This window comes from Dictyoglomus sp. NZ13-RE01 (genome assembly GCA_002878375.1).
Taxonomy (GTDB): Bacteria; Dictyoglomota; Dictyoglomia; order Dictyoglomales; family Dictyoglomaceae; genus NZ13-RE01.
The window spans coordinates 107,367-134,314 of sequence record NIRF01000002.1; the positions used below are offsets into that span (position 1 = coordinate 107,367).

A 26,948-nucleotide genomic window follows, 5' to 3' on the forward strand; every position below is an offset into this window, starting at 1 on the left:
ATGAAATTAAGATTTTACCTTTCAATTCTAATTGGAAGATTAATTTATTTCATTATGAATTTGTTTTCCTTAAATGCTACTACTTTTCCAGGTAAAGTGGCATATTATATATGTCCTTCTTTTCTTATAAACATGAGAAGATATTTCAAAAAAGTAATTTTTATAACAGGTACAAATGGTAAAACTACCACTACAAATTTAATCTATCAAATTTTAAAGAGGACAAACTCAAAGGTGTTAGCTAATTTAGAGGGGGCAAACTTAAGATCAGGAATTATAACCGCTTTTCTAAAAAATCCTTCAAGCTATGATTTCGGAGTTTTTGAAGTAGATGAGGGAATTTTCCCTTATGTCTTTAGGGAGCTAAAACCAGACTTTATTGTGATTACAAACTTTTTCAGGGATCAACTGGATAGATATGGAGAAATTGACAAGACAGTAAATGCAATTGGCAATGTTTTAAAAGATTATGATAAAACAGTTCTCATATTAAATGCGGATGATCCCTTTGTAGCAAGATTTTCAAGGCTTAGTAATAAAAAATACTTTTATGGCATTAATATTAAACTTAAAGAAGAGAAAGAAGAAATTAGAGAAAGCATATATTGTCCCTTTTGTGGTCAAAAACTTCAATATGAATACTTTAATTATGCCCAAATGGGGAAATACTCCTGTAGCTGTGGGTTTAGAAATCCCCCCTATGATTTTTATATAACAAGTGCCAAATATGAAAATAATAAGTGGATTTTTGAAGTGAAAGGTGAAAATATGTCTATTGATCTTTCCTTCAATTATCCAGGAATTTACAATCTTTATAATGCTCTTGCTGGATTTGCTTTAGCTAAAACCTTAGGGATTCAAACAGATATTATAAAAGAAGGAATAGAAAATTTTTCCTTTAAATTAGGAAGATGGGAAGCATATTCTTACAAGGGGTATAATAAGATTCTCATATTAGTGAAAAACCCAGCGGGATATAATCAAGTATTAGACAGCATAATTCAGGATAGTGAAGAAAAAATACTACTATTAATATTAAATGATAATATAGCGGATGGAAGAGATATCTCCTGGATCTGGGATGTAGATTTTGAAATGCTTTGTAATGATCATCATATAAAAAAGATTATATGTTCTGGAAAAAGAGGAGAAGAATTGCTTTTAAGATTAAAATATGCAGAATTTCCCTTAGAAAAATTAGAATTGATAAATGATATATCAAAAAGTCTAAAACTTTCAATCCATACCCCCCAAAAGGTTTATATCCTTCCTACATATACTGCTCTTTTTTACTCAAGAAAATTCCTTAAAAGGAGCATAAAAGATGGAAATTAATATACTCCATATGTATCCTGATCTTTTAAATCTTTATGGGGATAGAGGGAATATAATAGTTCTTAAGAAAAGATGCGAATGGAGAGGTATAAAAGCAAATATTTTATCTTTTACAAAAGATAAAGAGCAGGGTTTAGAATCTGCAGATATCATATTTTTAGGGGGTGGATCTGATAGGGAGCAAGAGATTATTTTTTCTCACATCATAAAATATAAGAATGTTCTAAAAGATTTAATAGAAGATAGCCTTGTCGTGCTTGCAATCTGTGGAGGATACCAACTCTTAGGAGAATACTATTTGGATGCCTATGGGAATAAGATAGAAGGCTTAGGAATTTTAAACTTTTACACTAAGGCGGAGGAAGGAAGATTAATAGGTAATATTTTAATTGAAACCACTCTCCCTATTTATCCAAAAACCTTAGTAGGGTTTGAAAATCATGGTGGTAGAACTTATCATAATTACAATACACTTGGAAAAGTATTAAAAGGTTTTGGCAATAATGGAAAGGATGGAAAAGAAGGCTTAGTTTATAAGAATCTTTTTGGTACATACTTACATGGACCAGTTCTACCCAAAAATCCACATTTTGTAGACTATTTAATAAAAAAAGCTTTAGAAAGAAAATATAAAAAAGAAATCTCTTTAACCCCCCTAAATGATAAAGAAGAGATGTTAGCTCACGAAAAAGCGAAACATCTAAAGAGGTAGTGGATATAAATTTGTAAATGAAGGAGGATTATTATGGAAAAGAAAGAAGAGGTAAAAATTAAATTAGAGAGAGTTAGAAATTTTCTCAGAGAAAAAGATCTTTATGCCATTTTAATTAAAAAACAACCAAATTTTTCATGGATCACTGCAGGAGGAGTTAACTTTGTTGGAATGACTACAGAAATAGGAGTAACTTCTGTTCTTGTAACAGAAAGGGAACAATTTGTTATTGCAAATAAAATTGAGGCAGGAAGAATGAGAGATGAGGAAGTAAAAGATCTGGATTTTGAAGTTATTGAGTACCCATGGTATGAAGATAAAGAAATAGAAATAGTAAATAGCATTGTAGGAGATAAAAAGGTAGGGTGCGATATACCTTATAGTAATTTTATATTTGTAGAGAATGATTTTAGAAGATTAAGATTTACTTTAACTGAAGGAGAAATTGATAGATACAAATATTTGGGCGAGAAATTAGCAAAAGCCGTGGAAGAAACATTAATGGAGACGAAAAAAGGAGATAAAGAGATAAAAATAGCAGGAAGAATTGCTCAAAAACTTTGGAAAGATGGAATAGAACCTACTGCCTTTATGATAGCATCTGATGAAAGAATCAGAAACTATCGACATCCTATATCAAAAGACAAAGAAGTAAGAGAATATGTTATGGCTTCGGTAAATGCAAGATACAAAGGCTTAATAACTACTATAACAAGAATGGCTCACTTTGGACCACTTCCGGAAAATGTTATTAAACAATATCGAGATAATGTAGAAATAGAATGCATTATGATATCCAAAACAAAGATTGGAGGAGAAATGAGAGTTCCAGTACTTACCGCCATAGAAGAGTATGAAAAAAGAGGTTATAAGGATGAATGGAAACTTCATCATCAAGGAGGACCCATGGGCTATTATCCAAGAGAAATAAGAGTAACTCCCAATACTACAGAAAAAATCCTACCTTATCAAGCCTTTTGTTGGAATCCTACCATCACAGGAACAAAATCTGAAGATGGATTTATTGTTACTCCTGATGGCTTTATCACTATTACAAATCCAATCATATATCCCACAATCACAATAGAAGTAGAAGGAAATAAATTTGTAAAGCCAGATATACTGGTACTTTAGGGGGGTTTTGGAATTGAGGTTTACTGATGGATATTGGAGAGTTAAAGAAGGTTACTCCGTCTATTCACCTGCAGAAGTTTACGATTATGAGATAAGGGAAAAAGAAATAATTATCTATGCTCCATATCATAGGATACAAAATAGAGGTGAAACATTATATGGTCCCCTATTCGAAATCCACTTCACCTCTCCCCTTCCTAATATAATTCAAGTGAAAATATATCACTTTAAAGGTGGCTTAGAAAAAGGTCCAAACTTTGAGCTCTTTGTAAGAGAAGATTATAAGCCTGAAATTTTAGAGGATAATGAATTTTTGATCCTAAAAGCTGACAAGTTAATGGTAAAAATTAACAAAAAGGGAAATTTATCTTATAAGTTTTTCTATGAGAATAAAGAGCTTACTAAGTCTGGCTTTAAATATACAGGTTATATTCTTGATGACAAAAAGAATCCCTATGTAAGAGAACAGCTCGCCTTATCAGTTGGAGAGCTTGTATATGGATTAGGAGAAAGATTTGGTGCTTTTATTAAAAACGGACAAAGTATTGATATGTGGAATGCAGATGCAGGAACAACATCTGATCAAACTTATAAAAATATTCCCTTTTATGTTACCAATAAAGGATATGGGGTATTTGTTAATCACCCAGAAAAAGTCTCTTTTGAGATAGCCACGGAACATGTAGAAAGAGTACAGTTTAGTGTGCCAGGAGAATATCTAAATTATTTTGTAATAGGAGGAAAAAACTTAAAGGAGGTACTGGATAATTATACCAATCTTACTGGAAAACCTGCACTTCCCCCTGCATGGTCCTTTGGATTATGGCTCACTACCTCCTTTATAACAAACTACGATGAAAAAACAGTAACGGGTTTTATTGAAGGGATGAGAGAAAGAAATATTCCTCTTCATGTATTTCACTTTGATTGTTTTTGGATGAAAGAATACCATTGGGTGGATTTTCAATGGGATGAAAGGGTATTCCCCAATCCTGAAGAAATGCTAAAAAGATTAAAAAATAGAGGCTTAAAAATATGTGTTTGGATTAATCCATATGTAGCTCAAAGATCAAGACTATTTGAAGAAGGAAAACAAAAAGGATTTTTAATAAAAAAGCCTGATGGGAGTGTTTGGCAAACAGACGATTGGCAACCTGGAATGGGTATAGTAGATTTTACTAATCCATCTGCAAGAGAGTGGTACTCTGAAAAGTTAAGAAATTTAATCAAGATGGGAGTTGACTCTTTCAAGACAGATTTTGGAGAGAGAATTCCAACCGATGTAGTTTATTATGATGGTTCAGATCCTCAAAAAATGCATAACTTCTATACATTCTTATATAATAAGACCGTTTTTGAAACATTAAAGGAAGAGTTTGGAGAAAACAAAGCTATAGTCTTTGCCCGCTCAAGTACTGCGGGTGGACAAAGATTTCCAGTACACTGGGGCGGAGATTGCTTAGCAAGCTATGAATCTATGGCAGAAACATTAAGAGGCGGACTTTCTTTAGGGCTTTGTGGATTTGGTTTTTGGAGCCATGACATAGGAGGATTTGATAGTTCAGCAACTCCAGATCTTTATAAAAGGTGGGTTGCTTTTGGATTATTATCCTCCCATAGTAGATTGCATGGAAATTTTGCCTATAAGGTACCATGGCTCTATGATGAGGAAGCTGTGCACGTATTAAGATTCTTTGTCAATTTGAAATGCTCCTTAATGCCTTATTTATTTGCAAAGGCTATTGAGGCGTCAAAGAAAGGTATACCTATGCTTAGAGCTATGCTTTTGGAATTTGAAGATGATCCTACCTGCCATTTCCTTGATAGACAATATATGTTAGGAGATTCTCTTCTTGTTGCCCCTGTCTTCTCGGAAACTGGAGAAGTAGAGTATTATTTACCAAAAGGAATTTGGACAAACTTTATAACCGGAGAGAAAAAAGAAGGAGGAAAATGGTACAGGGAAAAATTTGATTATTTCTCTCTTCCTTTAATGGTTAGACCTGGAAGTATTGTGGCTGTAGGCGATAATAAAGAAAGACCTGATTATGATTATGCAGATAATGTAACTCTTTATGTATTTGAACCTATAGAAGGAGAAAAGGCAAGTTGCGAGGTTTTTGATCAAGATGGAAATCTAAATCTTAGAGTAATTCTAAAAAGGGTTGGAAACAAACTTAATTTTGATATAGATTATGAGATAGGAAAACCCTTCTCTATATTACTTTTCTCAGTGGAAAATATAAAAAGTATAAAGAATGGAAGTTTCCAAAAAGTAGAAAAGGGCATAAAAATTCTACCTGATAAGGGAGTAAAAGGAATAGAAGTTGAGTTATAATTATATAAAAAGTTTTAGAAGAGATTAGGAGGAAGAAAAAATGGATCTATTTGAAAAATGCTATAATTTGACTCCAGAACATCCCTTATCAGAGGCAAGGGTTGCCATAGATCAAGGACTTTATCCCTTCTTTCTACCTTTAGAAGAGACAGAGGGTACTGAGGTAGTAATTAATGGTAGAAGGCTCATTATGCTTGGCTCTAATAATTACTTAGGACTTACCACTCATCCCAAGGTTAAAGAGGCAGCTATAAATGCAATTAAAAAATATGGGACAAGTTGTACAGGATCGCGCTTTATGAATGGCACCTTAGCTCTCCACAGAGAATTAGAGGAAAGACTGGCAGAATTTTTAAACAAGGAAGCTTGTATTGTATTTTCTACAGGATACCAAACAAATGTAGGAACGATATCTGCCCTCATAGGGAAAGACGATATAGCAATAACTGATAAAGAAGATCATGCTTCTATAATAGATGGTTGTAAAATGTCTTATGGTAAAATGCTAAGGTTTAAACATAATGACATGGAAGATTTAGAAAAAGTACTTAAAAGCTGTCCTGATGATGCAGGAAAATTAGTAATAGTGGATGGGATATTCTCTATGGCAGGAGATATTGCACCTCTCCCTGAAATAGTTAAACTTTGTAAAAAGTATAACGCAAGACTCATGGTAGATGATGCACATTCCATAGGAGTTTTAGGAGATCATGGAAGAGGAACTGCAAACTATTTTGGACTGGATAATGAGGTAGACCTCATTATGGGAACCTTCAGTAAGTCCTTTGCAAGCTTAGGAGGATTTATAGCAGGAGATGAAGAAGTAATTTTCTATATCAAACATAATGCCAGGTCCTTTATCTTTAGTGCCAGTATGTCCCCTGCAAATACTGCAGCAGCTCTTGCAGCTTTAGAGGTGATGCAAGAAGAGCCTGAAAGAATAGATAGACTTTGGAAGATAGCCAATAGAATGAGGGAGGGTTTAAAGTCTCTTGGTTTTGATATAGGGAATAGTTGTACTCCCATCATTCCTATATATATTAGGGATAAGTGGAAGACATTAGAGATGTGGAAAGAACTCTTTGAGCTTGGGGTTTATTGCAATCCAGTCCTTCCTCCTGGGGTACCACCTAATCAGTCCCTACTGAGAACAAGCTATATGGCAACCCATACTGAAGAACAAGTAGATAGAGCTTTAGAGATATTTGAAAAGGCAGGAAAAAAAGTAGGAATTATATAAAAAAGGGGAAGGAGTGCCCCCTTCCCCTTTTTACCTTCTAAATAAATTTGTGATTCTTTTGAAAGCATCAAAGATTGTGCTTCTTTCTTCGTAAAAGGTTTCAGGAACTTCTAAGTTATACTTGGCGAATATTCTTATTATGTCACTTTTTACCTGATCTTTTTCTTTATCATTTAAACCCTCTATAAAACTTAGATACATCAATTCAAAGACAGACTGAATTGGTACTCTAAAGTCTATGGCCACGTCATTTTCAAATTGTACAAGCTCAGGAAAAGAAGAATTTGAGTTAATACTATGAACTTTTTCCCTCACAAATTCTTCTCCTAATCTCTCCTTACAACACTGATAAATTTCATTGAAGGCATAAATGTAAAGATCTTTCTTTTTCTCCATATCTTGAATATATTCTAATCCAACTTCTAAATCATTTATTCTCTTACTAAAATCTATGATTAAATCTCCCTTAATAATATCACCATGCTGAGGAGCTATGATTTCTGGTAAAGGACTTAATCTACCAATATTATCTATAGCGTTTACCAAAGCAGGTTTAGAAGGCATATAAATCTGATGAAAGGCTTTGATCCCTGCCCAAGAATTTTTATCTGCAAAGATATCATCAGTATTTTTAGTAGAGAGCCCAGCAAAAAGATCTCCTGAGAACAAAATTTTTTTTGAGGGAAGGTATAGAGCAGCTGCTCCTCTAAAATGGCAAAAGGGGGTAGGTACAAACTCTAAGAACTCTCCAGAATCAAGATTTAACCTTCTATTTGGAAAATGTTCTACCGGTTGATATCTTTCTTTCTCAATGCCGTAAGATTTCATAAGTCTCCAGGTATCTTCAGATGTTATGAGTACTGCGTCCTTATTCATAGAAAGAAGTCCAGGAACAGAGGAAGTTAAATCAGGATCTTGGTGATTGACATAAACTATGTCCAAGTCTTCAATTTTTCCAATAATATCCTTGATGACTAAAACAAGATCATTAAAGTACTCAAGCGGTGATGGATCTATTATTAGATTAATTTTTCTCTTTTTCCCTCCTAATCTTACAAGATAAGTGTTTTCAAAAAAAGGAAATTCAGGGGTACGAATCAGATAAACATCTTCTAAAATCTCTTTAACAAGCATACTCTCACCTCTTTAGTTTAATATTATTCTAATTATATAATTATTATCCAAGTTACGCAAAAAGGAACCTGATATAGACATAGTTACCCCTTAAGAAATATAGATAAATCCTTAGTAAATAAGTCATAAATAGGAACCTTAAGGAAGGTTTTTCTTAGAAGAGAATTTAGTCTTTTTAATAGATTAGAGATGAAAGATATTACTTCATTATCATTACTATACTGGCACCTATATCCATAATCTATTTATCGATCAAGTATTTTTCACTCTTGACAAAGGAAAATTTTATCTCTAAAATAAAGTTAGATAAGACTAACAATGTTAAAGAAGGCTAACAAGATGGAAGAGATATTATTAGGCTTAATAAGACATGAGAAAGTTATAAGCTTAGAAGAGATTGTGAGAAGGACAAACTTTGAAAAAGAGATTGTTTTAAGGGCTTTGGCTTCTTTAGCTTCCCAAGGGAAAATTGTGTTTGACTTTTACAACTTAAGGAGTACAGGTTGTTTGTCATGCCCTCTTTTTAGATCATGCAAGAGGAGGGAGGAATAAAATGCAGGGCGAATTAAGTGAAAGTTTAGAAGATTACCTTTTGGAAATTTTTATCCTTAAGTTAAATAAAGGTGTGGTAAGGTTGAAAGATGTTGCAGAAAGAAAAGGAGTTAAGCTTCCGTCAGTTGTTAATGCAATAAAGGAACTATCAGAAAGAAGTTACGTCTCTCAAGAAAGGTATGGTTACATAAATTTAACAGATGAAGGGTTAAGAATAGCAGAGAGAATTTATGAAAGACACAAAACAATTTATAAATTTTTGCATGATTTTCTTGGAGTTTCTGAAAGTGTTGCAGAAAAAGATGCCCATAAAATGGAACACGATCTTCACAGAGAAACATTAGAAAAGATACAGAAGTTTATGGGGCATATAGAAGAAAATTTGGAAGGGGAAAGTATAGATTTTTTTAATATTTTAAAAGAATTTGCAAGTAAAAAGGAGGTAAAAATGCCAAAAACTCTTAAAGATTTGAAAGCAGGTCAAAGCGGAAAAATAGTAGAAGTTAAAGAGGGTGGTTCAGGAAGTTTAAAGAAGCGCTTATTGGAAATGGGAGCAATCCCGGGGACTATTGTAAAAGTTGAAAAAATTGCTCCCTTAGGTGATCCTATTGATGTATTGATACTTGATTATCACCTCTCTTTAAGAAAAGAAGAAGCAGAAAAAATTGTTGTAGAGGAGATATGATGCCTTTATCTTTGTGTAGAAATGGAGACGAAGTAGAAGTTGTAGAGATTTTAGGGGGGAGAGGCATAAGAGAAAGACTTTTTGAAATGGGTATTTACCCTGGAGTAAAGGTTTTTATTGTAAATAACTCTTATCATGGACCTATAGTTATTGCTTTGAATTCTGCAAGAGTTGCTTTGGGAAGAGGAATAGCGGAAAAGATTTTTGTAAAGCCTTTAAATTAAGGAGGAGGAAAGCATGATAAGTGATTTAAAGAAGCAAAAAGTTATAAAAGTAGCCTTGGTAGGAAATCCAAACTCCGGAAAGTCTACAATTTTTAATGCTCTGACCCATGGTCATGCCCATGTAGGGAATTGGCCCGGAGTAACAGTTGAGAAGAAGGAAGGAAAACTCAGGTATAAAGACTATGAGTTTATTGTAGTAGACCTCCCTGGAACATACAGCCTTACTCCTTATTCAATTGATGAAAGAATTGCAAGAAATTATATTCTAAAAGAAAAACCAGATGTAGTAGTTTGTATTGCAGATTCTACTAATCTTGAAAGAAATCTTTACCTTTTAATTTCACTTCTTGAAACTGGGGCAAATGTTGTTTTGGATTTAAACATGGCAGATCTTCTAAAAGAAAAAGGAATCGAAATTGATAAAGATATTCTTGAAAAAACTTTGGGGATCCCTGTGGTTTTTACTGTTGGAACAAAAGAAGAGGGAATTCCTGAACTTAAAGAGGCAATAATTGAAGCAAAAGAAAGAGGATTTTCTCAATTTAAAATTGATTATGGAAAAGACATAGAAGAAGTACTCAGTAGATTAGAGGCAAAAATTTCTTTAACAAACTTACCATATACTCCACGATTTCTTGCTATAAAGCTTTTGGAAGAGGATATGGAGATTATTGAAGAACTTAGAAAGATGGGCTATGGGAGTTTAGTGGAAGAAATATTACATGAAGTAGTTGATCTTGAGAAAAAACTGGGCTACGATTTAAAAACTAAAATTATAGAAAGAAGGTATAGTTTTTTAAAGGAATTAGTTAAAGCTTGCACAAAACAGATTGCTTCTAAAGAAGAGAAGCTTACTTTATCAGACAAGATTGATAGGATTGTTTTAAATAGATTTTTAGGTATTCCTATCTTTGCACTCATTATGTGGATAACATTCCAATTAACCTTTACTGTAGGTGGATTTTTTGCAGGATACATTGAGACTTTCTTTGAATGGTTGCAAAGCTTGAGTAGCACATATCTTCAGTCAATTGGAGCTCCCACATGGCTTTCATCTCTTTTAAGTGACGGAGTAATAAATGGCGTTGGTTCTGTGCTCGTTTTCTTACCCAATATTATGGTTATGTTCCTTTTTCTTTCTTTTCTTGAGGATGTTGGATACATGGCAAGGGCTGCATTTGTAATGGACAAAATAATGTATGCAATAGGACTTCCTGGAAGATCTTTTATTCCTATGATTTTGGGATTTGGATGTAATGTTCCAGCAATTATGTCCACAAGGACCATTCCTTCCGAAAGGGATAGATTACTTACAATACTTATCAATCCTTTTATGTCTTGTACTGCAAGGCTTCCTGTTTATATCATGTTTACCTCAATTTTCTTCAAAAGTAATCAAGGGCTTGTTGTCTTTTCTCTTTACCTTTTAGGAATTTTAGTTGCAGTTTTTTCTGCAAAATTGTTCAAATCAACAATTCCTTCCCTTAAAGGACCAGTTTCCCCGTTAGTAATGGAACTTCCTCCATATAGATTGCCTACTTTAAAAGGAGTTTTGATTCACATGTGGGAGAGAAGTAGTCAATTTTTGAAAAAGGCAGGCACAATAATCTTTGCAGGTGTTGTTGTTCTTTGGTTCCTTGCAAGTTTCCCCTTTGGTGCCGAATATGGAAGTGCTTCTACTTTAGCAGGGAAAATTGGAAAATTTATTGCACCAATCTTTAAGCCTGCAGGTTTTCCTTATTGGCAAGTTGGAGTTGCTCTTCTTTTTGGAATAATTGCAAAAGAAGTAGTTGTTGGTACCTTTGGAACACTTTTTGGAGGTGAAGAAAATTTTGATAAAGTCCTTCCACAATACTTTACACCTTTATCCGCTTATGCTTTTATGGTTATGAGTTTACTTTATATTCCTTGTATCGCATCAATTGGTGTTATATACAAAGAGACAGGAAGCTTTAAATGGACAGCCTTTGCAACTATTTATAGCCTTTTAATTGGTTGGCTCCTTTCTGTTCTTGTTTTCCAAATAGGAAGAATTTTTATTTAAGAATACAATAATAGAAAGGAGGTGAACAAGATGCCATTAGGAGATAGAACTGGTCCATTTGGCTTAGGACCAATGACAGGAAGAGGCTTAGGTTATTGTGCAGGATACCCAACTCCTGGATATATGAATCCTTATGGATTTGGTTGGGGTAGAGGCTTTGGCTTTGGAAGATGGTTTGGTTTTGGAAGAGGTTTCGGCTGGGGTAGAGGCTTCGGATTTAGAGGCGTTTATTATCCTTATCCTGTTTATCCATTTGCTCAAGCGCCTGCTTTTAACGAGTTGGATTTTCTTAAAGCACAAGCTAATGTTCTAAAAGAAACTCTTGAGGAAATTCAAAAAAGAATTTCTTCATTAGAGGAGTCCGAAAAAAGCGGATAGGTTTATTGTATAAAAGTAGACGGGATGCTAATCTCGTAAGCAAACCCCTCTAAAAGTTTGAAATATCAAACGAGGTGGGATGATGAATATATTTTTAAAAGCTTTTTTGTTTTTGGTATCTTTTAGTATCTTTCATTTTGGTTATGAAGTAATAAAATTGCCGATTTTAAAAATATTTTGCGGGACGTTACCCTTGGATAGATTTGTTTATTGATCCATCGAAACTATAATAATATAATAAAGAGCCTTAGAATATACTGGAGGTATAAAATGGCTGTAAAAGTGGATTTGGGAAAGTGTGTAGGTTGTGGCATATGCGTTAATGTTTGTCCTGTTAATGCTTTAACTATTGAAAATAGAAAGGTTAAAGTTAACGAGGAACTATGTACGAATTGTGGTTTATGCGTTGAAAGATGCCCAATGGGTGCACTTTCTCTTGAAGATGAGAATATTGAACATTTTCATAGGGAAGAATATAGTTATCCAAGAAATGATGAGTTTGGTAGAGGCTTTGGAAGAGGTCAAGGTTACGGAAGAGGTTTAGGTAGGGGTTTAGGAAGAGGTTTGGGAAGAGGTAGAGGTTTTGGGTATGGAAGAGATAGTTTTATTGAAGAAAATGAAATCCCAAATCAAACAAATATAACTAAAGCAAAACCACAGGAAGATGAAATTAACGAACTCAAAAAGGAAATCGAAACACTCAGAGAAGAAATAGAAATTCTATTGAAAAGAATTGAAGAGATTGAAAGAAATAAGGATAGGAGGTAAAAATGAGAATTTGTATAACTTCTCAAGGTGATAATCTTGATGCTTTTTTAGATCCACGTTTTGGTAGATGTAATTATTTTATCATTGTTGATTCAGAAACTATGGAGTTTGAAGCCTTACCAAATCCTTCTTTGTCTGCACGAGGTGGTGCAGGGATTGAGGCTGCTCAAACTGTTTTAAACAAAGGAGTAGATGTACTTATTACTGGCGATGTTGGTCCAAATGCTTCAAAGGTTTTAAGCACATCAAATATCAAAGTTATTACTACAAAAGAAAACGGCACTGTTAGAGAAATTTTAGATAAGTTTTTAAACGGAAAGCTGGGTTAAAGAAATATGGTTATATCTGTTGCAAGTGGAAAAGGTGGAACGGGTAAAACTTCTGTTGCTGTAAATCTTGCTCTTTCTATAGAAAATGTGCAAATTCTTGATTGCGATGTTGAAGAACCAAATGTCCATTTGTTTTTACAACCAGAAATAGAGAAAGTTGAAGGTGTCTATACATTAATACCTAAAATAGATGAGTCTTTGTGTAACTACTGCGGAAAGTGTGCAGAGTTTTGCGAATACAATGCAATATTTGTAAGCAAAGATAAAATTTTACTTTTTTCTGAACTTTGCCATAGTTGTGGTGGGTGTAAACTTGTTTGTCCAACTAATGCAATAAGCGAAGAACCGCATAAAACGGGCAGTGTATACAGTGGAAAGTCAAAAGATATAGAAGTTATTTATGGGGAACTTGAAGTAGGTGATGCAGTTGCAACAAATATTGTAAGGGAAGTCAAAAAAAGAATTGATAAAAGTAAGAATGTGATAATTGATTGTCCTCCTGGTGCTTCCTGCCCTGTAATTGAGTCGATAAAAGGAAGCGATTTTTGTATTTTAGTTACAGAGCCAACTCCTTTTGGGTTGCACGATCTTAAGATTGCAGTAAGTGTTTTAGAAGAAATGAAAATTCCTTTTGGTGTCATTGTAAATAGATCGGATTTAGGTGATAAGAGGGTTTATGATTACTGCAAAGAGAAAAATATACCAATTTTACTCGAAATTCCCTTTGATCGAAGAATTGCAGAGCTTTATTCAAGAGGAATCCCCTTCGTTTTGGAAATGGATGAGTGGAAGAAGAATTTTAGAAAACTATTTGAAACCATAAAAGAAAGGGTGCAAAAATGAAACAAATAACCGTCATAAGTGGGAAGGGTGGAACAGGTAAAACCACATTAACTGCTGCTCTTACATCTATAATGGATAAAGTAGTTGTTGCAGATTGCGATGTAGATGCTCCTGACCTTCATCTTCTTTTAAAGCCTCAAGTTATTGAAAAGGAAGAATTTACAGGTTCAAAAGTTGCCTCAATAAACAAAGAAAAGTGCATGAGTTGTGGTTTGTGCAAAGATAATTGTCGATTTATGGCTATTTCAGACGATTTTGTTGTTGATGAGCATGCCTGTGAAGGGTGTGGGGTTTGCACTCTTGTTTGTCCAGTTCACGCAATAGATTTTAGAGAAAAGTTATCTGGGTATACATATATTTCTAAAATTGAAAATGGGTTTATGTCACATGCGCTTTTAAAACCAGGAGAAGAAAATTCTGGAAAACTCGTAACAAAAGTAAGAGAAAACGCAAAAGAAATTGCCTATAGAGAAAATGTCGATTTAGTTTTGATAGATGGGTCTCCTGGAATTGGTTGTCCTGTCATTTCTTCAATTACAGGAGTTGATGCTGTCTTAGTTGTTACTGAACCAACAATTTCTGGCATACACGATTTAAAAAGAATTATTGAGCTAACAAAACATTTCCACATTAAGCCTTTTGTGTGTATAAACAAGTTTGACATAAATGAAAGTAAAACTCAAGAGATAGAAGATTTCTGTAAAAAGGAAGGCATTGAGGTCGTTTCAAAAATACCTTTTGATAAAATCGTAGTAGAAGCTATGATAAACGGAGAAACAGTTATTAAGTATGCGCCTAATAGCGAAATTTCTAAAGCAGTAGTTAAGATTTGGGAAGAATTATCGAAAGCGTTGGGGATAATTTAAATGAAAGATATAGCCTTTGGTCCAGTGCCTTCAAGAAGATTAGGTAGAAGTCTTGGTATAAATAACATTCCGCCTAAAATTTGCACTTACTCTTGCGTTTACTGTCAGTTGGGTAGAAGTTTAAAGATGACTACTGAAAGAAAATCATTTTATTCTCCTTACGAAATTTTTGAAGAAGTTGACAAAAAAGTTAAAGAAACTCTTTCAAGAAACGAAAGTATCGATTATTTGACATTTGTTCCCGATGGAGAGCCTACGCTTGATATAAACCTCGGTAAAGAAGTCGAACTTTTAAAATCTCTCAATATTAAAATTGCAATAATTACCAATGGGAGCCTAATGTGGAGGGAAGATGTAAAAAATGATCTTTTAAATTTTGACCTCGTTTCAATAAAAGTTGATGCGGTTTCTGAAGAACTTTGGAGAAAAATTGATAGAGGTTTTAAAGATTTAAACTTAGAGTTAATTTTAGAAGGCATAAAAAGATTTGATGAAGAATTTAAAGGAACTCTCATATCTGAAACTATGCTTATAGATGGTATTGATTACTGCAATGAGTTTGAAAAAATTGCAGAATATCTATCAAAACTAAAAAGCTTAAAAACCTCTTATATTTCTATTCCAACTCGTCCACCAGCAGAAAAGTGGGTAAAATCACCAAAAGAAAGTGTTCTCAACGAAGCTTTTCAAATCTTCTCCAATAAATTGAAAAATAGGGTTGAGTATCTTATAGGTTATGAAGGAAATGCGTTTGCTTATTCAGGAGATATAGAAGAAGACATTCTTAGTATCACAGCAGTTCATCCAATGAGAGAAGATGCAGTTATGGAATTATTAGAAAAGGATAAAGGAGACCCAAGTAAAATTGAATCTCTTTTAAAACGGGGTTTAATTAAAAAGGTTGAGTACCAAGGACACATTTATTACTTAAGGAAATTTAGATAAAAAAGAAATTATTTCTTTGCACTTATGACCACAAATGACCCTTTCCCAAAACCATACTTTACAGGCTCTTTTTCCTTTATTTCATCAAGTTTTTTAAATATAGTTTGGGAAAAGTTGAGATTTTTAAAACCTGCCTCATAAAGCAATTCTACTATTTCAGCCGTTGTAAAAAACGTAGCTTCTCTGTAAAAAAGGCTTTTCTCCTTGTTTTCTTGATATATTTTCCCTATTGTACTATCTCTGTCAACAAAACCTATCAATATTGTTCCATCTTTTTTTAGAACTCTATTACATTCTATTAGTGCTTTTAATGGGTCATCTACAAAACATATTGTAGTCACCATTAAAATAAGGTCAAAAGAATCCTCATCGAAAGGTAGATTTTCTGCCACTCCCTCTATTACATTAAGTCCTTTTTCTATTGCTATTTTTCTCATTTGAAAAGAAGGTTCAATTCCATTTTTTATTCCTAAAGGTAGCGCAAATCTTCCTGTCCCAATACCTACCTCCAAGCCCTTTTCAAATTTTGGCATCAAAAGCTTTATGGCGTCAAGTTCTGATTGGTAAGCATATTTATTTTCAATAAACCACTCTTCATATCTTTTAAAATACTTCTCAAAAGGAGATATTTTAGGCATTTTTTATCCTCCAAACTTTATCTTTATTATCACATTTCTAACTTGGTTTATTATATTACATTATATAGATAAATCAAAAGAGGTGCATAGTTAAAATATATAAATAATAAGTTTTACCTAAGGGAAAATTGTGCTTATGATTGGAGATGATTAAAAGTGATTACAGGTCAGGTGCAAAAAAATCATTGACTTATGTGAATAAATATTATATAAAAAATTTTAAAAATTACTTATTAGAAGAAGGAGAGAACTATGCCCAAGATAGGAAGACCAGATATCATTAATGAGATTAATAGGGGATTAATATTACAAGTGGTGAGGGAGGAAGGTCCCATATCAAGGGCTAAAATTGCAAGAAAACTTGGCTTATCACGTCCTACTGTATCTGCTCATGTTAATGAACTAATTAAAGAGGGAATACTATTAGAGGTAGGAAAGGGAGAGGCTAAAAAGGGTAGAAGAGACATTCTTTTAAAATACAATTCAAGACATGGATATATACTTGCAGGAGAAATTGAAGGTAGCTGGTTTAAACTTGCCATCTCTGACTTATGCGGTGAGATTCACTATTCTGAAAACATTAATGTTCAAAAACTTAAAGAAAAAAATTTAATGTCGCCTCAAAATTTCCCTACTATAATAAATGAAATATTAGAGAAATATAATATTAAAAATAAGCTAAAGGTAATTAGTCTTGGAGTTACAGGGATAATTGAAGAGGGAAGATTAATTCTATGTCCTGGTCTTCCAGAGTGGGCAAATGCTCCCTTGATAAAAATCTTAGAGAAAGAATTCCCCAATTGCATTCAAATCATAGAAAGAGATGTCAATATGGCAGTATTAGGAGAGTATTGGAAGGGAGCTGGAAAAGGATTTGACAACATAGTGTATATAACTATGAGTACAGGAATTGGAGCAGGTATCATCATTAAGGGGGAAATATACACTGGATATAACAAATTTGCAGGAGAGATAGGATATATGGCTATAGACAGTCCAGAAGATCCATATCCAGGAGCATTAAATACACCTTTTGGTGCCTTAGAATGGCACTCTTCAGGAGCAGGTATATTAAGGAGGGTGGAAAAATTAGGTAGATTTAATAACATAGATGAGGTTTTTGAAAATTATGAGAAGGATGGAAATATAAAAGAGATTATAGATTTCTCTGCTGAAAGCCTGGCAAAAACCATAGTAAATCTTACAGTTTCACTTTCTCCAGAGATTATAATACTCGGCGGGTTTGCTAAGAAATACTTTAATATATTAATCCCGAAAATGAGAAAGATCTTAGAACATTATCTTCCTATTGATGTAAATATACAACCATCATCATTAGAAAATGCAGTAATATTGGGAAGTATCTATAAAGCCCTAAATATATATCATTCAAGCCCTGTTATTCTATAATTTCAAAGGTTTTTAACCCCTTAGATAGATACTCTTCCCAATCCCTTATATCCCTCAAATAGCCAAAGGGACAAAGGTAAATTTTTATTCCATTCTTAGCAAAGATAAGAGGATTATGTTCATGACCACAAACAAGATATTTTACTTTACTATTCTCTAATAGAATATCTCCTAAGAATTTACTTCCCAAGTAAGAAGAGAAAAAATTCCGTGTATATATTAATTCTTCAAAGGGCAAAGTGTGTATTACTGCTACAATTACATCAACTTTATCTTTAACAAACTCTATCTGATCTTTTAATTCCTTTTGCATTATTTTACATATCTCTGGATTATTTAATCTTTTTCCTTCGTTATTCCTAAAATCTATCAATTTCCAATAAACTTCTCTCCACTTAAGCCCTCTATACTCGCCCTTTTCATAATCCTCTAATGAAAAATCTTCACTTCCCAGGGAATAATCATACCAACCGATACTTCCTACAAATCCAATATTCCCCAATATAAATGGAGAGGAGGGAAGATAATGAAAACTATTTTTCTCTGCAATCTCCTTTAATGACTTATAGTACTTGGTTTTACTATCAATACCATTTTCATTCCAAATATCATGATTTCCAGGCACGTATAATTTAAAGGCTTTTAAGGAAGAAAGAGTATTTAAAAAAAGATCTACTTCTTCTAACTTCTTAGATATATCTCCTGCAAAAATAAAAACATCAGGATTTAAAGCCATAATTCTAAGTTTTAGCTTTTCCAAAAAATCTAAGAGTTCATGTTTTCTTAAATTATTTTTTAATCTTATATAATCTGTATGAATATCTGATAAAGCAGAAACTCTCATTACAAAATATATTTTAACAGGTTATAAATAAAATCAACTGCAGGCTTTATAAAAGAGAAAATTATAGATTTACTTGTTAAATAAGTTTGAATGTCTAAGGGTAAAAATCTAACGATTAAACCATAAACCAAGATTAAGAGAATTCCTCCAAAAATTACAGAGAGGATTAAGGATGGAATAGAAAGCAAAACATATACAAATATGAAGGTAAGAATAAAGGCAAAGATATTAGAGGGTATGTAAGAAGGGAAATTAATATATTTCATATAAAAGGGGAGCAGTTGAGAGGAGACTAAAAAGGCAACAATAAGAGCAATCACTACGCCAACCTTATTGGTTAATGCCTCCTTCAATCCCTTAATAGCAAGCCCTAATATAGTTATGACACAAATAAAATCAAAAATCATCTTTAATCATCTCCTCCCACAATCACAATTCTAAGGGTCTTACCAGATAGTCCTAATTCTATCGCCTTATTTATCTCCGATAAAGGAAACTTATGAGAGATTATCTTTTTAACATCTATTCTTTTTTGTGAAATAAGCTGAAGAGCTCGACTATTTGTATAAGGATTTACAAAAGAGCCTGATATTGTAAGCTCTTTATAATAAATCTCAAAGGGCGACAAGGGTATCAACTCATCATGGGAGGCTACCCCAAAAACAAGAACTTTTCCCCCTCTTCTTACATTCTTTATTGCTAACCCAAGAGTTTCAGCCTTTCCAACTGCTTCAATTGCAATATCTACCCCTTTAGGAGCATACTTTCTAACTACTTCTTTTATATCTTCTTTTATAGGATCAATAGGAATAGCATTTAATTCTTTTGCTATATTCCTTTTCTCCTCTACTGGCTCAGCAACAAAAACAATACTTGCCCCATATACATAAGCTAATTGAAGAAGGATTAGCCCAAGGGCACCTCCCCCTATGATTAAAACTGTATCTCCAGGCTTTATATTAACCCTTTCTATTCCATGAAGAGCACATGCTGTAGGTTCCATCATTGCTCCTTCTTCTGGAGAAACTCCATCAGGTAATTTATATAACTGCTTATATGGAACCACACAATATTCTGCAAAACCACCATCCAAATCCACACCTAAGGCAATCAGGTTTTCGCAGAGATGTATCTCTCCTCTCCTACAATAATAACAATAACCACATGATATATTGGGATCAACTGCTACAAGATCGTTAACTTTAAATTCCTTAACCTCTTTACCAACCTCTACAATCCTCCCAGAAAATTCATGCCCTCTAATAATATTAGGCTTTCCTTTTCCTTTCCCAGCAAAAATGTGTAGATCCGTACCACATACACCACAAGCAAGAACCTTTATTAAAACATCTTCAGGACCTACATAGGGCTTTGGGCAATCCCTAAGCACCAATTTTCCTTCCTCATTTAGCATTGCACCAAGCATAACTCTCCTCCCTCTAAATTATTTGGATAAAACAAAATCCGCTATATCTTTAATAACATATTCAGGGATATGTCCTTCTTTATAATACTCTTCAGGTATGCTCTTTCCTTCTCCCTCTAAAAATAAATGGTTCAGTTTATCATACAATTTGAATTTTGCATTATTATTCTTTAAGTAAGATTTCCAACCATTAAAATCCTCTAATGTAACCTGATAATCTCTCCCTCCTTGTAAAATGAGAACAGGTAGATTAAGAGAGCTTAATTCTTCTGCAGGATTATAACCTTTTAAGTCCTTCCAATATTTTACAGGAGTTCCTAATATTAAATCAGAAGAATTATATAAATTATCTAATTTTTTAATCTTTTCTATCTCCCTTTTTAGAATATCAAGCTGTGTTTTCTCCTCTTCCGAAATTTCACCATCCAAGGAATAAATATAATTAACCTGTTCCCAAATTAGATCTTCCAAAGGTCTTGTAGGACCTGCCATAATAATTAAACCTGCAATTTTTCCTGATGCCTTAGCTATTCGAGGAACAAGCATGCCTCCTAAACTATGTCCCAATATAAATATTTTATTCCTATCTATATCATTTCTTTTTAGAGCAAAATCTATAGCATATAATACATCTTCTATTACCTCTTCCCAAACAGTAAAACCATCCTTATATACCTTAACAAACTTATCCGTATGAGCCTTGGTCCTTTTATCATACCTTAAAACAGCAATACCCATACTTGAAAGACCATAAGCCAAATCCCTAAAAGGCTTGTTTGGTCCAATACTTTCATCCATATCGTTGGGACCAGATCCATGCACTAATATAACTAATGGGAAAGGACCTTCTCCAATAGGAACAGTAATCTTTCCAGGTAGTGGAAATTCTGTACTCCCAATAGTTATATCTTCCTCTCTAAATTTACCAATATCTACATAAGAAGGTATTGAGTAACTCTTTGGAGATGCAGGTAAAAAGAAAAGTCCAGAGATTTTTCCTTCTCTATTAAGTACTATCTTTACATCTAAATCTAATTTTTCAAATTCACAAGTAACATATACAACAACATAAGGATCTGCCTTCTCAGTTCTTACATCTATAGCTCTTTTATAACTTCCTACCTGCTTAAGTAAACTATTCCATAATTCCTCTAACTTCTCCTTTGGTAAAAGACTTTTCATAGTATCATCAAATAGCTCCACTGCTTTATCAAAGCTCTTGGTTGACATAAGATTTACAAAGTCTTTGGAAATACTAACAAAATCTTGTGCTAAAAGGGAAAAACTCATAATGATTAAGAATAAAAATATTAAGAATCTTAATTTCATATTGACCTCCTGTTAAATTAGGCTTATTTTATTTTAACATATAATATATAATTATGAAAAAATCATTAAGGAGGTTATGAGATTGATTCTGAGTGATAGAGATATTAAAAGATACTTGGAAACTGGAGAATTATTAATAGAACCCTTAGAAAACTACGAGGAACAAATTCAACCCTCCTCTGTAGATCTAAGATTGGGAAATAGTTTTCTACACTTTAGAGTGGAAGGAAGAGCATTTATTGACCCTGCAAAAGATAATATTTTAGAACTAATGGAAATAATAGAGGTAAAAAATAATGAGCCTTTCTTTCTGAGACCTGGTGAATTCGTATTAGGAACAACTATTGAAAAAGTAAAGCTTCCTGATGATATTGTGGCAAGAGTGGATGGCAGGTCGAGTCTGGGAAGATTAGGTATAATTGTTCATGCCACAGCAGGTTATGTGGATCCTGGTTTTTGTGGACAACTTACCTTAGAATTATCTAATATAAATAGAGTGCCTATTGCCTTGTATCCTGGAATGAGAATATGCCAGATATCTTTCTACAAACTTACAAGTCCTGCAGAAGTCCCTTACTACAAGAAAAAGAAAAGTAAATATCAAAATCAATGTGGACCTACACCGAGCAAATTAAACTATGATTTTGAGGGGAGGAAAGATGAATAAATATAGCATAATAATATTAGGTGGATGGGGAGATTTAGCAAGGAAAAAGATATACCCTGCCCTATTCAATCTCTACAAGAATTTTAAGCTTTTAGATTGCAAAAATATTATCGCAGTAGGGAGAAGAAATGTAGAAGAAAAAGAGTTTTTAGATATAATCTCTAAAGAAGTTTCCAATGATCCTGATTTTTTGAAACTTTGGAGATATGTAAATATAAATTTGGAAATTGAGGAGGATTATAAAAATCTAAAGCCTGTAATAGGAGAAGAAGAACTCATATTTTACTTAGCAATTCCACCTTTTACTTTTAAAGAAACCCTTGAAAACTTAGGGAAATTTCTAAAAACAATAAATAATAAAAGAAAAATCGTAATAGAAAAGCCCTTTGGCATGGATTTAAACTCTGCAAAAGAATTAAACAATCTTCTTAAGGAATACTTTAAAGAAGAAGAAATTTATAGAATTGATCACTTTTTAGGAAAGGAAACAGTCCAAAATATATTTGGGCTTCGTTTTTCTAATATTATCTTTGAAGGAATATGGAACAAAAATTTTATTGATCACGTACAAATATCAGCCTTAGAGGACATAGGAATAGAAGGAAGAGCCCAATATTACGATAATGTAGGAGCCCTAAGAGACATGATACAAAACCATCTTTTGCAGATCCTTACCCTCACTGCCATGGAACCTCCTTGTTGTATAGAAGAGAAGGCAATACGCAATGAGAAAATTAAAGTACTAAAAAGTATTAGAGAAATTAAGTATGAGGAAGTACCAAACTTTGCAGTAAGGGGACAATATGAAGGATACTTAAACGAAGAAGGGGTAAAACCAAATTCAAGGACAGAGACCTATGCCTTGGTTAAATTTTATGTAGATAATTTAAGATGGGATGGGGTGCCCTTTTACCTTCGTACTGGCAAAAAACTATATAAAAAAGAAACCTCTGTAGTAATAGTATTCAAAAAAATACCAGGATTATTCTCCAAATTATTAGATTGTATGCCCGAAGAAGACCAAATAATATTTAAGATTTCTCCTGAAAATAAGATATTATTGAAGTTTCAGCTAAGACCCTTAGGTAAAAGTATACTTTCCTGTCCTATTCCTAATATAATGGAATGGTCTGCTCCCAATATTGATGCCTATGAAACCCTCTTTATTGATATTATAGAAGGAGATCAAACTTTATTTATTAGAGATGATGAGATAGAAAAATCTTGGGAAATAATCCAAAATATACTTGATTTCTGGAAAGAAGATCCTCATGTACCTATTTACAAAGTTGGCTCCTATGGTCCAAAAGAAGCAGACGAATTTATCAAAAAGGATGGGAGAGAATGGAAATAAAATTATGAAAAGGGAGGGGAAAATATGAAAAAACTTCTATTTCTATTTTCCTTTATAATTTTTCTTTTTTCTATCTCCTATGGCTTAGAAATCAAATATTTTGGACATTCCTGCTTCCAAATAACCTTTAGTAATGGATTTTCAATAATTTTAGATCCCTTTGATCGTACCACTGGATATCCTATACCAAAAACATCCGCAAATCTTCTAATATCAAGCCATGAACATAGAGATCATTATAATCCAGACTTCTTAGGAAAAAAGGTTGATGTATTAGTGGGAACAAAAAATAATGGAAAAGATTGGAATTTATTTAATGAAAAAATTGATGGGATAAAAATATGGAATATCGGAGTATACCATGACGATAAAAATGGAAGTTTAAGAGGCAAAAATAGTATAACCATAATTGAAGGGGAAGGGCTAAAAATAGTTCACTTAGGAGATCTTGGGACAATTCTTACAGAAAAAGAGATAAAGCTACTTCAAAATGTAGATATTTTATTCTTACCTGTTGGAGGCTACTATACTCTATCGGTAAAAGATGCTCTAACAGTAATAAATCAACTGAATCCTAAGATTGTTATACCCATGCATTACAAAACAGAATTTACCAAATCATGGCCTATAAGTGATATTAATGAATTTATAAGTCTTATAAAAACCTATAAAACCTTTGGCAACACCATTAATGTAACAAAAGAAAATATACCCCAAAAGACAGAAATTTGGGTAATGAGTCTATGAAGATGGTGATCTTTATACAGACGGAACCATCAACTTTTCCATGGATATTCCTTTAAGTTCCCTCAAGGATATTTTCGACTAAAAAATAGGGGCGGAAAGCTCATCTCTTTCCGCCCTTTTCTATTTTACAATTTTTAGATTTTATGTTATAATATATCGTGAAAAATTTAACGAATAGAAGGAGGAATATAAGTTGAAGAAAATAAAGTTACTACTTGGATATTTCTTATTCTTTATGCTATTATTCTTATTAGCTTTCAATCCATCTTTTTCAAAAAGTAAGACAAAAATTGAAATTCTCATCCCATTAGGTCCCACTGTAATTCCATTTTCTACAATGATTCCCCAATATTCATCTCAAGACTTAGATATGAACTTTACCATATGGAGAAATATTGATGAGTTGGTAATAAGAGTAAAAGAGAATAAATATGATGTAATAATTGCTCCCTTTATAACCCTTGTAAATCTATATAATAAAGGAGTAAAAATAAAGCATCTTTCTACCTTTAATTGGGCATCTTTTTACTTGGTATCAAAAAAGCCCATTAGAAATTTGAATGAATTAGCAGGAAAGGAAGTCTATATAGCTCAAAGAGGGTCCACCCAGGATGTAATCTTTAATATTTACCTAAATGAAAAAGGACTTAGAGATAAAATAAACATATTCTACGGATCCCCTCAAGAGATTACAGCATTATTTTCCGTAGGTAAAATTGATTTAGCCTTACTTCCAGAACCATTCGTAACTTTTTGTATATTCAACAATGGTAGAATAGTACTTGATCTACAGAAAGCTTATAAATCCATAACAGGGAAAAATTTACCTATCACATCTATATTTGTTAGAAGTGATTTAGATAAAAAGACTGTAGAAAATATTGACAAAATATTTAGAGAAAATTTTAAAAATTTTGCTAAAAATAAAGATCTTTATTGTGAGAAATCCTCTACCATTCTTAACTTGGATTATAAAATTGTAAAAGAGGCATTAAAGAGATTATCATTTATATATTTAGGAATCTCAGCTAAAAAGGATCTAAGTACTTTTATCCAATTTATTTATGAAAAGGAGCCTGAACTCATTGGAGGAAAATTACCAGAAGAACTTATATTTTAATATAATTTTTGTACTTTTAATTTTTCTTTTGTGGTATGTAATGGGAGTTTTTATAAACTCTGAGTTGATTTTACCTCTTCCCTATGAGGTTATAAAAACAAGCATTAATTTATTGAAAAAATTAAGTTTTTGGCAAAATCTATTCCTTACAATTCTAAGAGCAATTATCGGTCTTTCACTAAGCCTTCTCTCATCCTTAATTTTAGGTTTAGTAAAAAACAAATACTTCTATTTAGCCTTAAGAAACATTATAGACATATTTCAAAGTAATCCTATAATAATTTGGATTAGTCTTGCCCTTATTTGGTTTGGTTTTGGAACCAAAACAGTGATCTTTACGGTTATAATAATGTTATTTCCTAATTTTTATCTCTCCATATATCATGCCATCAACAATATTCCTGAAGAATACAAAGATTTATTCAAAATATATCCTGTCTCCACAAAGGACTATTATACAAAATTTTTGTTTCCTTACTTAAAGCTTTATATACTTCCAGTATTTATCAATTCATTAATATCCTCTTTTAAAATTGTTACCATGGCAGAATTCTTATCTGCAAATAATGGTATAGGTTATATGCTAAGCTACTCTAAAACTTTTCTAAATACAAAAGAAATCTATGCTTATGCCTTATATCTTTTTATAATGAGTAAAACAGAGGAAAAAATATTGGGAAGATTTTATGTTAATAGTAAAGGCTTGGAATATTGAAAAAAGTTTTAATCAACAAAAGATATTAAATGGTCTATCTTTTGAGATAGAAAGAGGAGATAAAGTAATTATAAAAGGACCAAATGGTTCAGGAAAGACCACTTTATTGAGAATCATTGCAGGTCTTGTCCCTCCCGATGCAGGAATAGTAGAAATTGCAAAAGGGACTAAAATCTCTTTTGTTTTTCAAAAACCCATATTCCTGCCATGGCTAAGTATGAAGGACAATTTAAACATTGTTGTCCAAAATAAAGAACTAATGAATGAACTTATAGAATACTTTGGGCTTACACAATTTTTAGATCTTTACCCAAAAGAGTTGAGTGGTGGATATCAACAAATATTCTCCCTTGTTAGAGGATTCATTATAGAGCATGATCTATTACTTTTAGATGAACCCTTCAAATCTTTGGATATTAACATGAAAGAAAAAGCTAAAGATTTCCTAAAATATTATATCGAAAAATATAGAAAAACCTTAATTATGGTGAGTCACGAGAACGAGAGAGAAGATTTAAATATTGGAAACAGATTTATATATCTTTATCATTCATCGAACGAGAAAACTCAAGCAAATGCTTTAATGTAAGGAGCCCTTTGGTCAGATCCTCATTTCTTACTATTATATTTTTGGGGACCTTTAGTATAGTAGGTGCAAAATTCCATATTGCCCTAATTCCATTATTTATTAATAGTTCTGCAACCTCTTGAGCAGATTCTTCTGGCACACATATAACTCCTATCTCTACCTTAAACCTATCTATAACTCTTTTTATGAAATCCATAGGAAGAACCACTAAATCTCCTATTTTCTTTCCAATTTTATTGGGATCATTATCAAAAATTCCTACTATCTCTATATTGTACTTTTCAAATCCTGGGTAATTAGTGAGGGCAGTGCCTAAGTTTCCTGCCCCCACAATTATAATCTTTACATTCTTATTTAATCCAAATAACTTGTTTAACTCTTCTAATAGACTTTTTACATGATAGCCTACTTTAGGCTTTCCCTTATATTCAAGATATGATAAATCTTTTCTTACCTGCTCAGGTGGTATATCTAACTTCTTCCCTATTTCCTCCGAAGATATATATTCTTTCTTTTCTTCGAATAAAATCCTTTGATATAGCTGCAATCTTTCCAAGGTAGCTTTAGGAAACACAATATATT

General features: G+C 32.7%; 29 protein-coding genes. 22 read left to right on the forward strand and 7 right to left on the reverse strand.

All coding sequences use genetic code 11. The features are described from left to right. Genes CBR30_03095 through CBR30_03115 form a run of 5 tightly spaced genes read left to right on the forward strand, consistent with a single transcriptional unit; the run spans window position 1 to window position 6,759 of the window. The gene (locus CBR30_03095) at window positions 1–1,335 is read left to right on the forward strand and encodes a Mur ligase (GenBank protein PMQ01993.1); all 1,335 of its coding nucleotides are present in this window, start codon (window positions 1–3) and stop codon (window positions 1,333–1,335) included. After that, window positions 1,325–2,047: a glutamine amidotransferase gene (locus CBR30_03100; protein PMQ01994.1), complete on the forward strand. Its 723-nt coding sequence runs from the start codon at window positions 1,325–1,327 to the stop codon at window positions 2,045–2,047. The genes CBR30_03095 and CBR30_03100 overlap by 11 nt, the downstream gene beginning before the upstream one ends. A 33-nt stretch (window positions 2,048–2,080) precedes the next feature. Next, window positions 2,081–3,181 (forward strand): peptidase M24, encoded by a 1,101-nt coding sequence (locus CBR30_03105; GenBank protein ID PMQ01995.1) that lies wholly within the window; start codon window positions 2,081–2,083, stop codon window positions 3,179–3,181. A gap of 13 nt (window positions 3,182–3,194) precedes the next feature. Further along, window positions 3,195–5,519 carry an alpha-xylosidase gene (locus CBR30_03110; protein PMQ01996.1) on the forward strand — a complete coding sequence of 775 codons (2,325 nt, stop codon included), beginning with the start codon at window positions 3,195–3,197 and terminating at the stop codon, window positions 5,517–5,519. A 40-nt stretch (window positions 5,520–5,559) separates the two neighbouring features. Next, window positions 5,560–6,759, forward strand: a complete 1,200-nt coding sequence (locus tag CBR30_03115; GenBank protein PMQ01997.1) for an 8-amino-7-oxononanoate synthase — start codon at window positions 5,560–5,562, stop codon at window positions 6,757–6,759. Between the two features lie 30 nt (window positions 6,760–6,789). On the opposite strand, the gene CBR30_03120 is transcribed toward CBR30_03115, so the two are convergent. Beyond that, window positions 6,790–7,893: a histidine kinase gene (locus tag CBR30_03120; protein PMQ01998.1), complete on the reverse strand. Its 1,104-nt coding sequence runs from the start codon at window positions 7,891–7,893 to the stop codon at window positions 6,790–6,792. 339 nt (window positions 7,894–8,232) lie between these two features. Here CBR30_03120 and CBR30_03125 point away from each other — a divergent pair, with 339 nt between their 5' ends. The 10 genes from CBR30_03125 to CBR30_03170 all read left to right on the forward strand — a co-directional run bounded on the left by CBR30_03125 (window position 8,233) and on the right by CBR30_03170 (window position 15,527). Continuing rightward, a complete protein-coding gene (locus CBR30_03125) occupies window positions 8,233–8,445 on the forward strand; it encodes a hypothetical protein (GenBank protein ID PMQ01999.1) in 213 nt (70 codons plus the stop codon). A gap of 1 nt (window position 8,446) precedes the next feature. Beyond that, window positions 8,447–9,130: a DtxR family transcriptional regulator gene (locus CBR30_03130; GenBank protein ID PMQ02000.1), complete on the forward strand. Its 684-nt coding sequence runs from the start codon at window positions 8,447–8,449 to the stop codon at window positions 9,128–9,130. Next, complete coding sequence (locus CBR30_03135) at window positions 9,127–9,354, forward strand: hypothetical protein (GenBank protein ID PMQ02001.1); 228 nt, start codon at window positions 9,127–9,129, stop codon at window positions 9,352–9,354. Before CBR30_03130 ends, CBR30_03135 begins: the two co-directional genes overlap by 4 nt. A 13-nt stretch (window positions 9,355–9,367) precedes the next feature. Continuing rightward, window positions 9,368–11,398 (forward strand): ferrous iron transport protein B, encoded by a 2,031-nt coding sequence (gene feoB, locus CBR30_03140; GenBank protein ID PMQ02002.1) that lies wholly within the window; start codon window positions 9,368–9,370, stop codon window positions 11,396–11,398. Between the two features lie 30 nt (window positions 11,399–11,428). After that, a complete protein-coding gene (locus tag CBR30_03145; GenBank protein ID PMQ02003.1) occupies window positions 11,429–11,776 on the forward strand; it encodes a hypothetical protein in 348 nt (115 codons plus the stop codon). A 270-nt stretch (window positions 11,777–12,046) separates the two neighbouring features. Further along, on the forward strand, window positions 12,047–12,544 hold the full coding sequence (locus CBR30_03150) for a hypothetical protein (GenBank protein ID PMQ02004.1): 498 nt from the start codon (window positions 12,047–12,049) through the stop codon (window positions 12,542–12,544). A 2-nt stretch (window positions 12,545–12,546) separates the two neighbouring features. Further along, window positions 12,547–12,873 carry a dinitrogenase iron-molybdenum cofactor biosynthesis protein gene (locus tag CBR30_03155; protein PMQ02005.1) on the forward strand — a complete coding sequence of 109 codons (327 nt, stop codon included), beginning with the start codon at window positions 12,547–12,549 and terminating at the stop codon, window positions 12,871–12,873. Between the two features lie 6 nt (window positions 12,874–12,879). Continuing rightward, window positions 12,880–13,716, forward strand: coding sequence for a (4Fe-4S)-binding protein (locus tag CBR30_03160; GenBank protein PMQ02006.1), 837 nt, complete (start codon window positions 12,880–12,882; stop codon window positions 13,714–13,716). Then, window positions 13,713–14,582, forward strand: a complete 870-nt coding sequence (locus CBR30_03165) for a (4Fe-4S)-binding protein (GenBank protein PMQ02007.1) — start codon at window positions 13,713–13,715, stop codon at window positions 14,580–14,582. Before CBR30_03160 ends, CBR30_03165 begins: the two co-directional genes overlap by 4 nt. Next, entirely contained in the window at window positions 14,583–15,527 is a 945-nt protein-coding gene (locus tag CBR30_03170; protein PMQ02008.1) for a radical SAM protein, read from the forward strand. Window positions 15,528–15,535: 8 nt separating this feature from the next. Here the strand turns inward: CBR30_03170 and CBR30_03175 are convergent, their stop codons facing one another. Next, window positions 15,536–16,165, reverse strand: coding sequence for an SAM-dependent methyltransferase (locus CBR30_03175; GenBank protein PMQ02009.1), 630 nt, complete (start codon window positions 16,163–16,165; stop codon window positions 15,536–15,538). Between the two features lie 252 nt (window positions 16,166–16,417). Here CBR30_03175 and CBR30_03180 point away from each other — a divergent pair, with 252 nt between their 5' ends. After that, window positions 16,418–17,575, forward strand: coding sequence for a transcriptional regulator (locus tag CBR30_03180; GenBank protein ID PMQ02010.1), 1,158 nt, complete (start codon window positions 16,418–16,420; stop codon window positions 17,573–17,575). On the opposite strand, the gene CBR30_03185 is transcribed toward CBR30_03180, so the two are convergent. Genes CBR30_03185 through CBR30_03200 form a run of 4 tightly spaced genes read right to left on the reverse strand, consistent with a single transcriptional unit; the run spans window position 17,565 to window position 21,174 of the window. Beyond that, on the reverse strand, window positions 17,565–18,419 hold the full coding sequence (locus tag CBR30_03185) for a serine/threonine protein phosphatase (protein PMQ02011.1): 855 nt from the start codon (window positions 18,417–18,419) through the stop codon (window positions 17,565–17,567). The genes CBR30_03180 and CBR30_03185 overlap by 11 nt on opposite strands. After that, on the reverse strand, window positions 18,419–18,826 hold the full coding sequence (locus tag CBR30_03190) for a hypothetical protein (protein PMQ02012.1): 408 nt from the start codon (window positions 18,824–18,826) through the stop codon (window positions 18,419–18,421). Before CBR30_03190 ends, CBR30_03185 begins: the two co-directional genes overlap by 1 nt. A gap of 2 nt (window positions 18,827–18,828) precedes the next feature. Next, window positions 18,829–19,845 carry an alcohol dehydrogenase gene (locus tag CBR30_03195; GenBank protein ID PMQ02013.1) on the reverse strand — a complete coding sequence of 339 codons (1,017 nt, stop codon included), beginning with the start codon at window positions 19,843–19,845 and terminating at the stop codon, window positions 18,829–18,831. An 18-nt stretch (window positions 19,846–19,863) separates the two neighbouring features. Next, window positions 19,864–21,174 carry a hypothetical protein gene (locus tag CBR30_03200; protein ID PMQ02014.1) on the reverse strand — a complete coding sequence of 437 codons (1,311 nt, stop codon included), beginning with the start codon at window positions 21,172–21,174 and terminating at the stop codon, window positions 19,864–19,866. Window positions 21,175–21,256: 82 nt separating this feature from the next. On the opposite strand from CBR30_03200, the gene CBR30_03205 reads away from it, so the two are divergent. From CBR30_03205 to CBR30_03230, 6 genes are all read left to right on the forward strand, one after another. Continuing rightward, window positions 21,257–21,841: a dCTP deaminase gene (locus CBR30_03205; protein ID PMQ02015.1), complete on the forward strand. Its 585-nt coding sequence runs from the start codon at window positions 21,257–21,259 to the stop codon at window positions 21,839–21,841. Then, on the forward strand, window positions 21,834–23,195 hold the full coding sequence (zwf, locus tag CBR30_03210) for a glucose-6-phosphate dehydrogenase (protein ID PMQ02016.1): 1,362 nt from the start codon (window positions 21,834–21,836) through the stop codon (window positions 23,193–23,195). The genes CBR30_03205 and zwf overlap by 8 nt, the downstream gene beginning before the upstream one ends. Before the next feature lie 24 nt (window positions 23,196–23,219). Then, complete coding sequence (locus tag CBR30_03215) at window positions 23,220–23,942, forward strand: MBL fold metallo-hydrolase (protein PMQ02017.1); 723 nt, start codon at window positions 23,220–23,222, stop codon at window positions 23,940–23,942. A 235-nt stretch (window positions 23,943–24,177) separates the two neighbouring features. Continuing rightward, window positions 24,178–25,062 carry a hypothetical protein gene (locus tag CBR30_03220; protein ID PMQ02076.1) on the forward strand — a complete coding sequence of 295 codons (885 nt, stop codon included), beginning with the start codon at window positions 24,178–24,180 and terminating at the stop codon, window positions 25,060–25,062. Further along, a complete protein-coding gene (locus CBR30_03225) occupies window positions 25,007–25,777 on the forward strand; it encodes an ABC transporter (protein ID PMQ02018.1) in 771 nt (256 codons plus the stop codon). The genes CBR30_03220 and CBR30_03225 overlap by 56 nt, the downstream gene beginning before the upstream one ends. Then, a complete protein-coding gene (locus CBR30_03230; GenBank protein ID PMQ02019.1) occupies window positions 25,749–26,366 on the forward strand; it encodes an ABC transporter in 618 nt (205 codons plus the stop codon). The genes CBR30_03225 and CBR30_03230 overlap by 29 nt, the downstream gene beginning before the upstream one ends. Here CBR30_03230 and CBR30_03235 read toward each other — a convergent pair. Then, complete coding sequence (locus tag CBR30_03235; GenBank protein ID PMQ02077.1) at window positions 26,311–26,940, reverse strand: redox-sensing transcriptional repressor Rex; 630 nt, start codon at window positions 26,938–26,940, stop codon at window positions 26,311–26,313. The genes CBR30_03230 and CBR30_03235 overlap by 56 nt on opposite strands. Window positions 26,941–26,948: the final 8 nt, after the last annotated feature.

What these genes read in the sequence shown, in the direction of transcription:
- CBR30_03095 (PMQ01993.1), top strand. Translation starts at nt 1, where the DNA reads ATGAAATTAAGATTTTACCTTTCAATTCTAATTGGAAGATTAATTTAT.
- CBR30_03100 (PMQ01994.1), top strand. Translation starts at nt 1,325, where the DNA reads ATGGAAATTAATATACTCCATATGTATCCTGATCTTTTAAATCTTTAT.
- CBR30_03105 (PMQ01995.1), top strand. Translation starts at nt 2,081, where the DNA reads ATGGAAAAGAAAGAAGAGGTAAAAATTAAATTAGAGAGAGTTAGAAAT.
- CBR30_03115 (PMQ01997.1), top strand. Translation starts at nt 5,560, where the DNA reads ATGGATCTATTTGAAAAATGCTATAATTTGACTCCAGAACATCCCTTA.
- CBR30_03120 (PMQ01998.1), bottom strand. Translation starts at nt 7,893, where the DNA reads ATGCTTGTTAAAGAGATTTTAGAAGATGTTTATCTGATTCGTACCCCT.
- CBR30_03125 (PMQ01999.1), top strand. Translation starts at nt 8,233, where the DNA reads ATGGAAGAGATATTATTAGGCTTAATAAGACATGAGAAAGTTATAAGC.
- CBR30_03130 (PMQ02000.1), top strand. Translation starts at nt 8,447, where the DNA reads ATGCAGGGCGAATTAAGTGAAAGTTTAGAAGATTACCTTTTGGAAATT.
- CBR30_03135 (PMQ02001.1), top strand. Translation starts at nt 9,127, where the DNA reads ATGATGCCTTTATCTTTGTGTAGAAATGGAGACGAAGTAGAAGTTGTA.
- feoB (PMQ02002.1), top strand. Translation starts at nt 9,368, where the DNA reads ATGATAAGTGATTTAAAGAAGCAAAAAGTTATAAAAGTAGCCTTGGTA.
- CBR30_03145 (PMQ02003.1), top strand. Translation starts at nt 11,429, where the DNA reads ATGCCATTAGGAGATAGAACTGGTCCATTTGGCTTAGGACCAATGACA.
- CBR30_03150 (PMQ02004.1), top strand. Translation starts at nt 12,047, where the DNA reads ATGGCTGTAAAAGTGGATTTGGGAAAGTGTGTAGGTTGTGGCATATGC.
- CBR30_03155 (PMQ02005.1), top strand. Translation starts at nt 12,547, where the DNA reads ATGAGAATTTGTATAACTTCTCAAGGTGATAATCTTGATGCTTTTTTA.
- CBR30_03160 (PMQ02006.1), top strand. Translation starts at nt 12,880, where the DNA reads ATGGTTATATCTGTTGCAAGTGGAAAAGGTGGAACGGGTAAAACTTCT.
- CBR30_03165 (PMQ02007.1), top strand. Translation starts at nt 13,713, where the DNA reads ATGAAACAAATAACCGTCATAAGTGGGAAGGGTGGAACAGGTAAAACC.
- CBR30_03170 (PMQ02008.1), top strand. Translation starts at nt 14,583, where the DNA reads ATGAAAGATATAGCCTTTGGTCCAGTGCCTTCAAGAAGATTAGGTAGA.
- CBR30_03175 (PMQ02009.1), bottom strand. Translation starts at nt 16,165, where the DNA reads ATGCCTAAAATATCTCCTTTTGAGAAGTATTTTAAAAGATATGAAGAG.
- CBR30_03180 (PMQ02010.1), top strand. Translation starts at nt 16,418, where the DNA reads ATGCCCAAGATAGGAAGACCAGATATCATTAATGAGATTAATAGGGGA.
- CBR30_03185 (PMQ02011.1), bottom strand. Translation starts at nt 18,419, where the DNA reads ATGAGAGTTTCTGCTTTATCAGATATTCATACAGATTATATAAGATTA.
- CBR30_03190 (PMQ02012.1), bottom strand. Translation starts at nt 18,826, where the DNA reads ATGATTTTTGATTTTATTTGTGTCATAACTATATTAGGGCTTGCTATT.
- CBR30_03195 (PMQ02013.1), bottom strand. Translation starts at nt 19,845, where the DNA reads ATGCTTGGTGCAATGCTAAATGAGGAAGGAAAATTGGTGCTTAGGGAT.
- CBR30_03200 (PMQ02014.1), bottom strand. Translation starts at nt 21,174, where the DNA reads ATGAAATTAAGATTCTTAATATTTTTATTCTTAATCATTATGAGTTTT.
- zwf (PMQ02016.1), top strand. Translation starts at nt 21,834, where the DNA reads ATGAATAAATATAGCATAATAATATTAGGTGGATGGGGAGATTTAGCA.
- CBR30_03215 (PMQ02017.1), top strand. Translation starts at nt 23,220, where the DNA reads ATGAAAAAACTTCTATTTCTATTTTCCTTTATAATTTTTCTTTTTTCT.
- CBR30_03220 (PMQ02076.1), top strand. Translation starts at nt 24,178, where the DNA reads ATGCTATTATTCTTATTAGCTTTCAATCCATCTTTTTCAAAAAGTAAG.
- CBR30_03225 (PMQ02018.1), top strand. Translation starts at nt 25,007, where the DNA reads ATGAAAAGGAGCCTGAACTCATTGGAGGAAAATTACCAGAAGAACTTA.
- CBR30_03230 (PMQ02019.1), top strand. Translation starts at nt 25,749, where the DNA reads ATGTTAATAGTAAAGGCTTGGAATATTGAAAAAAGTTTTAATCAACAA.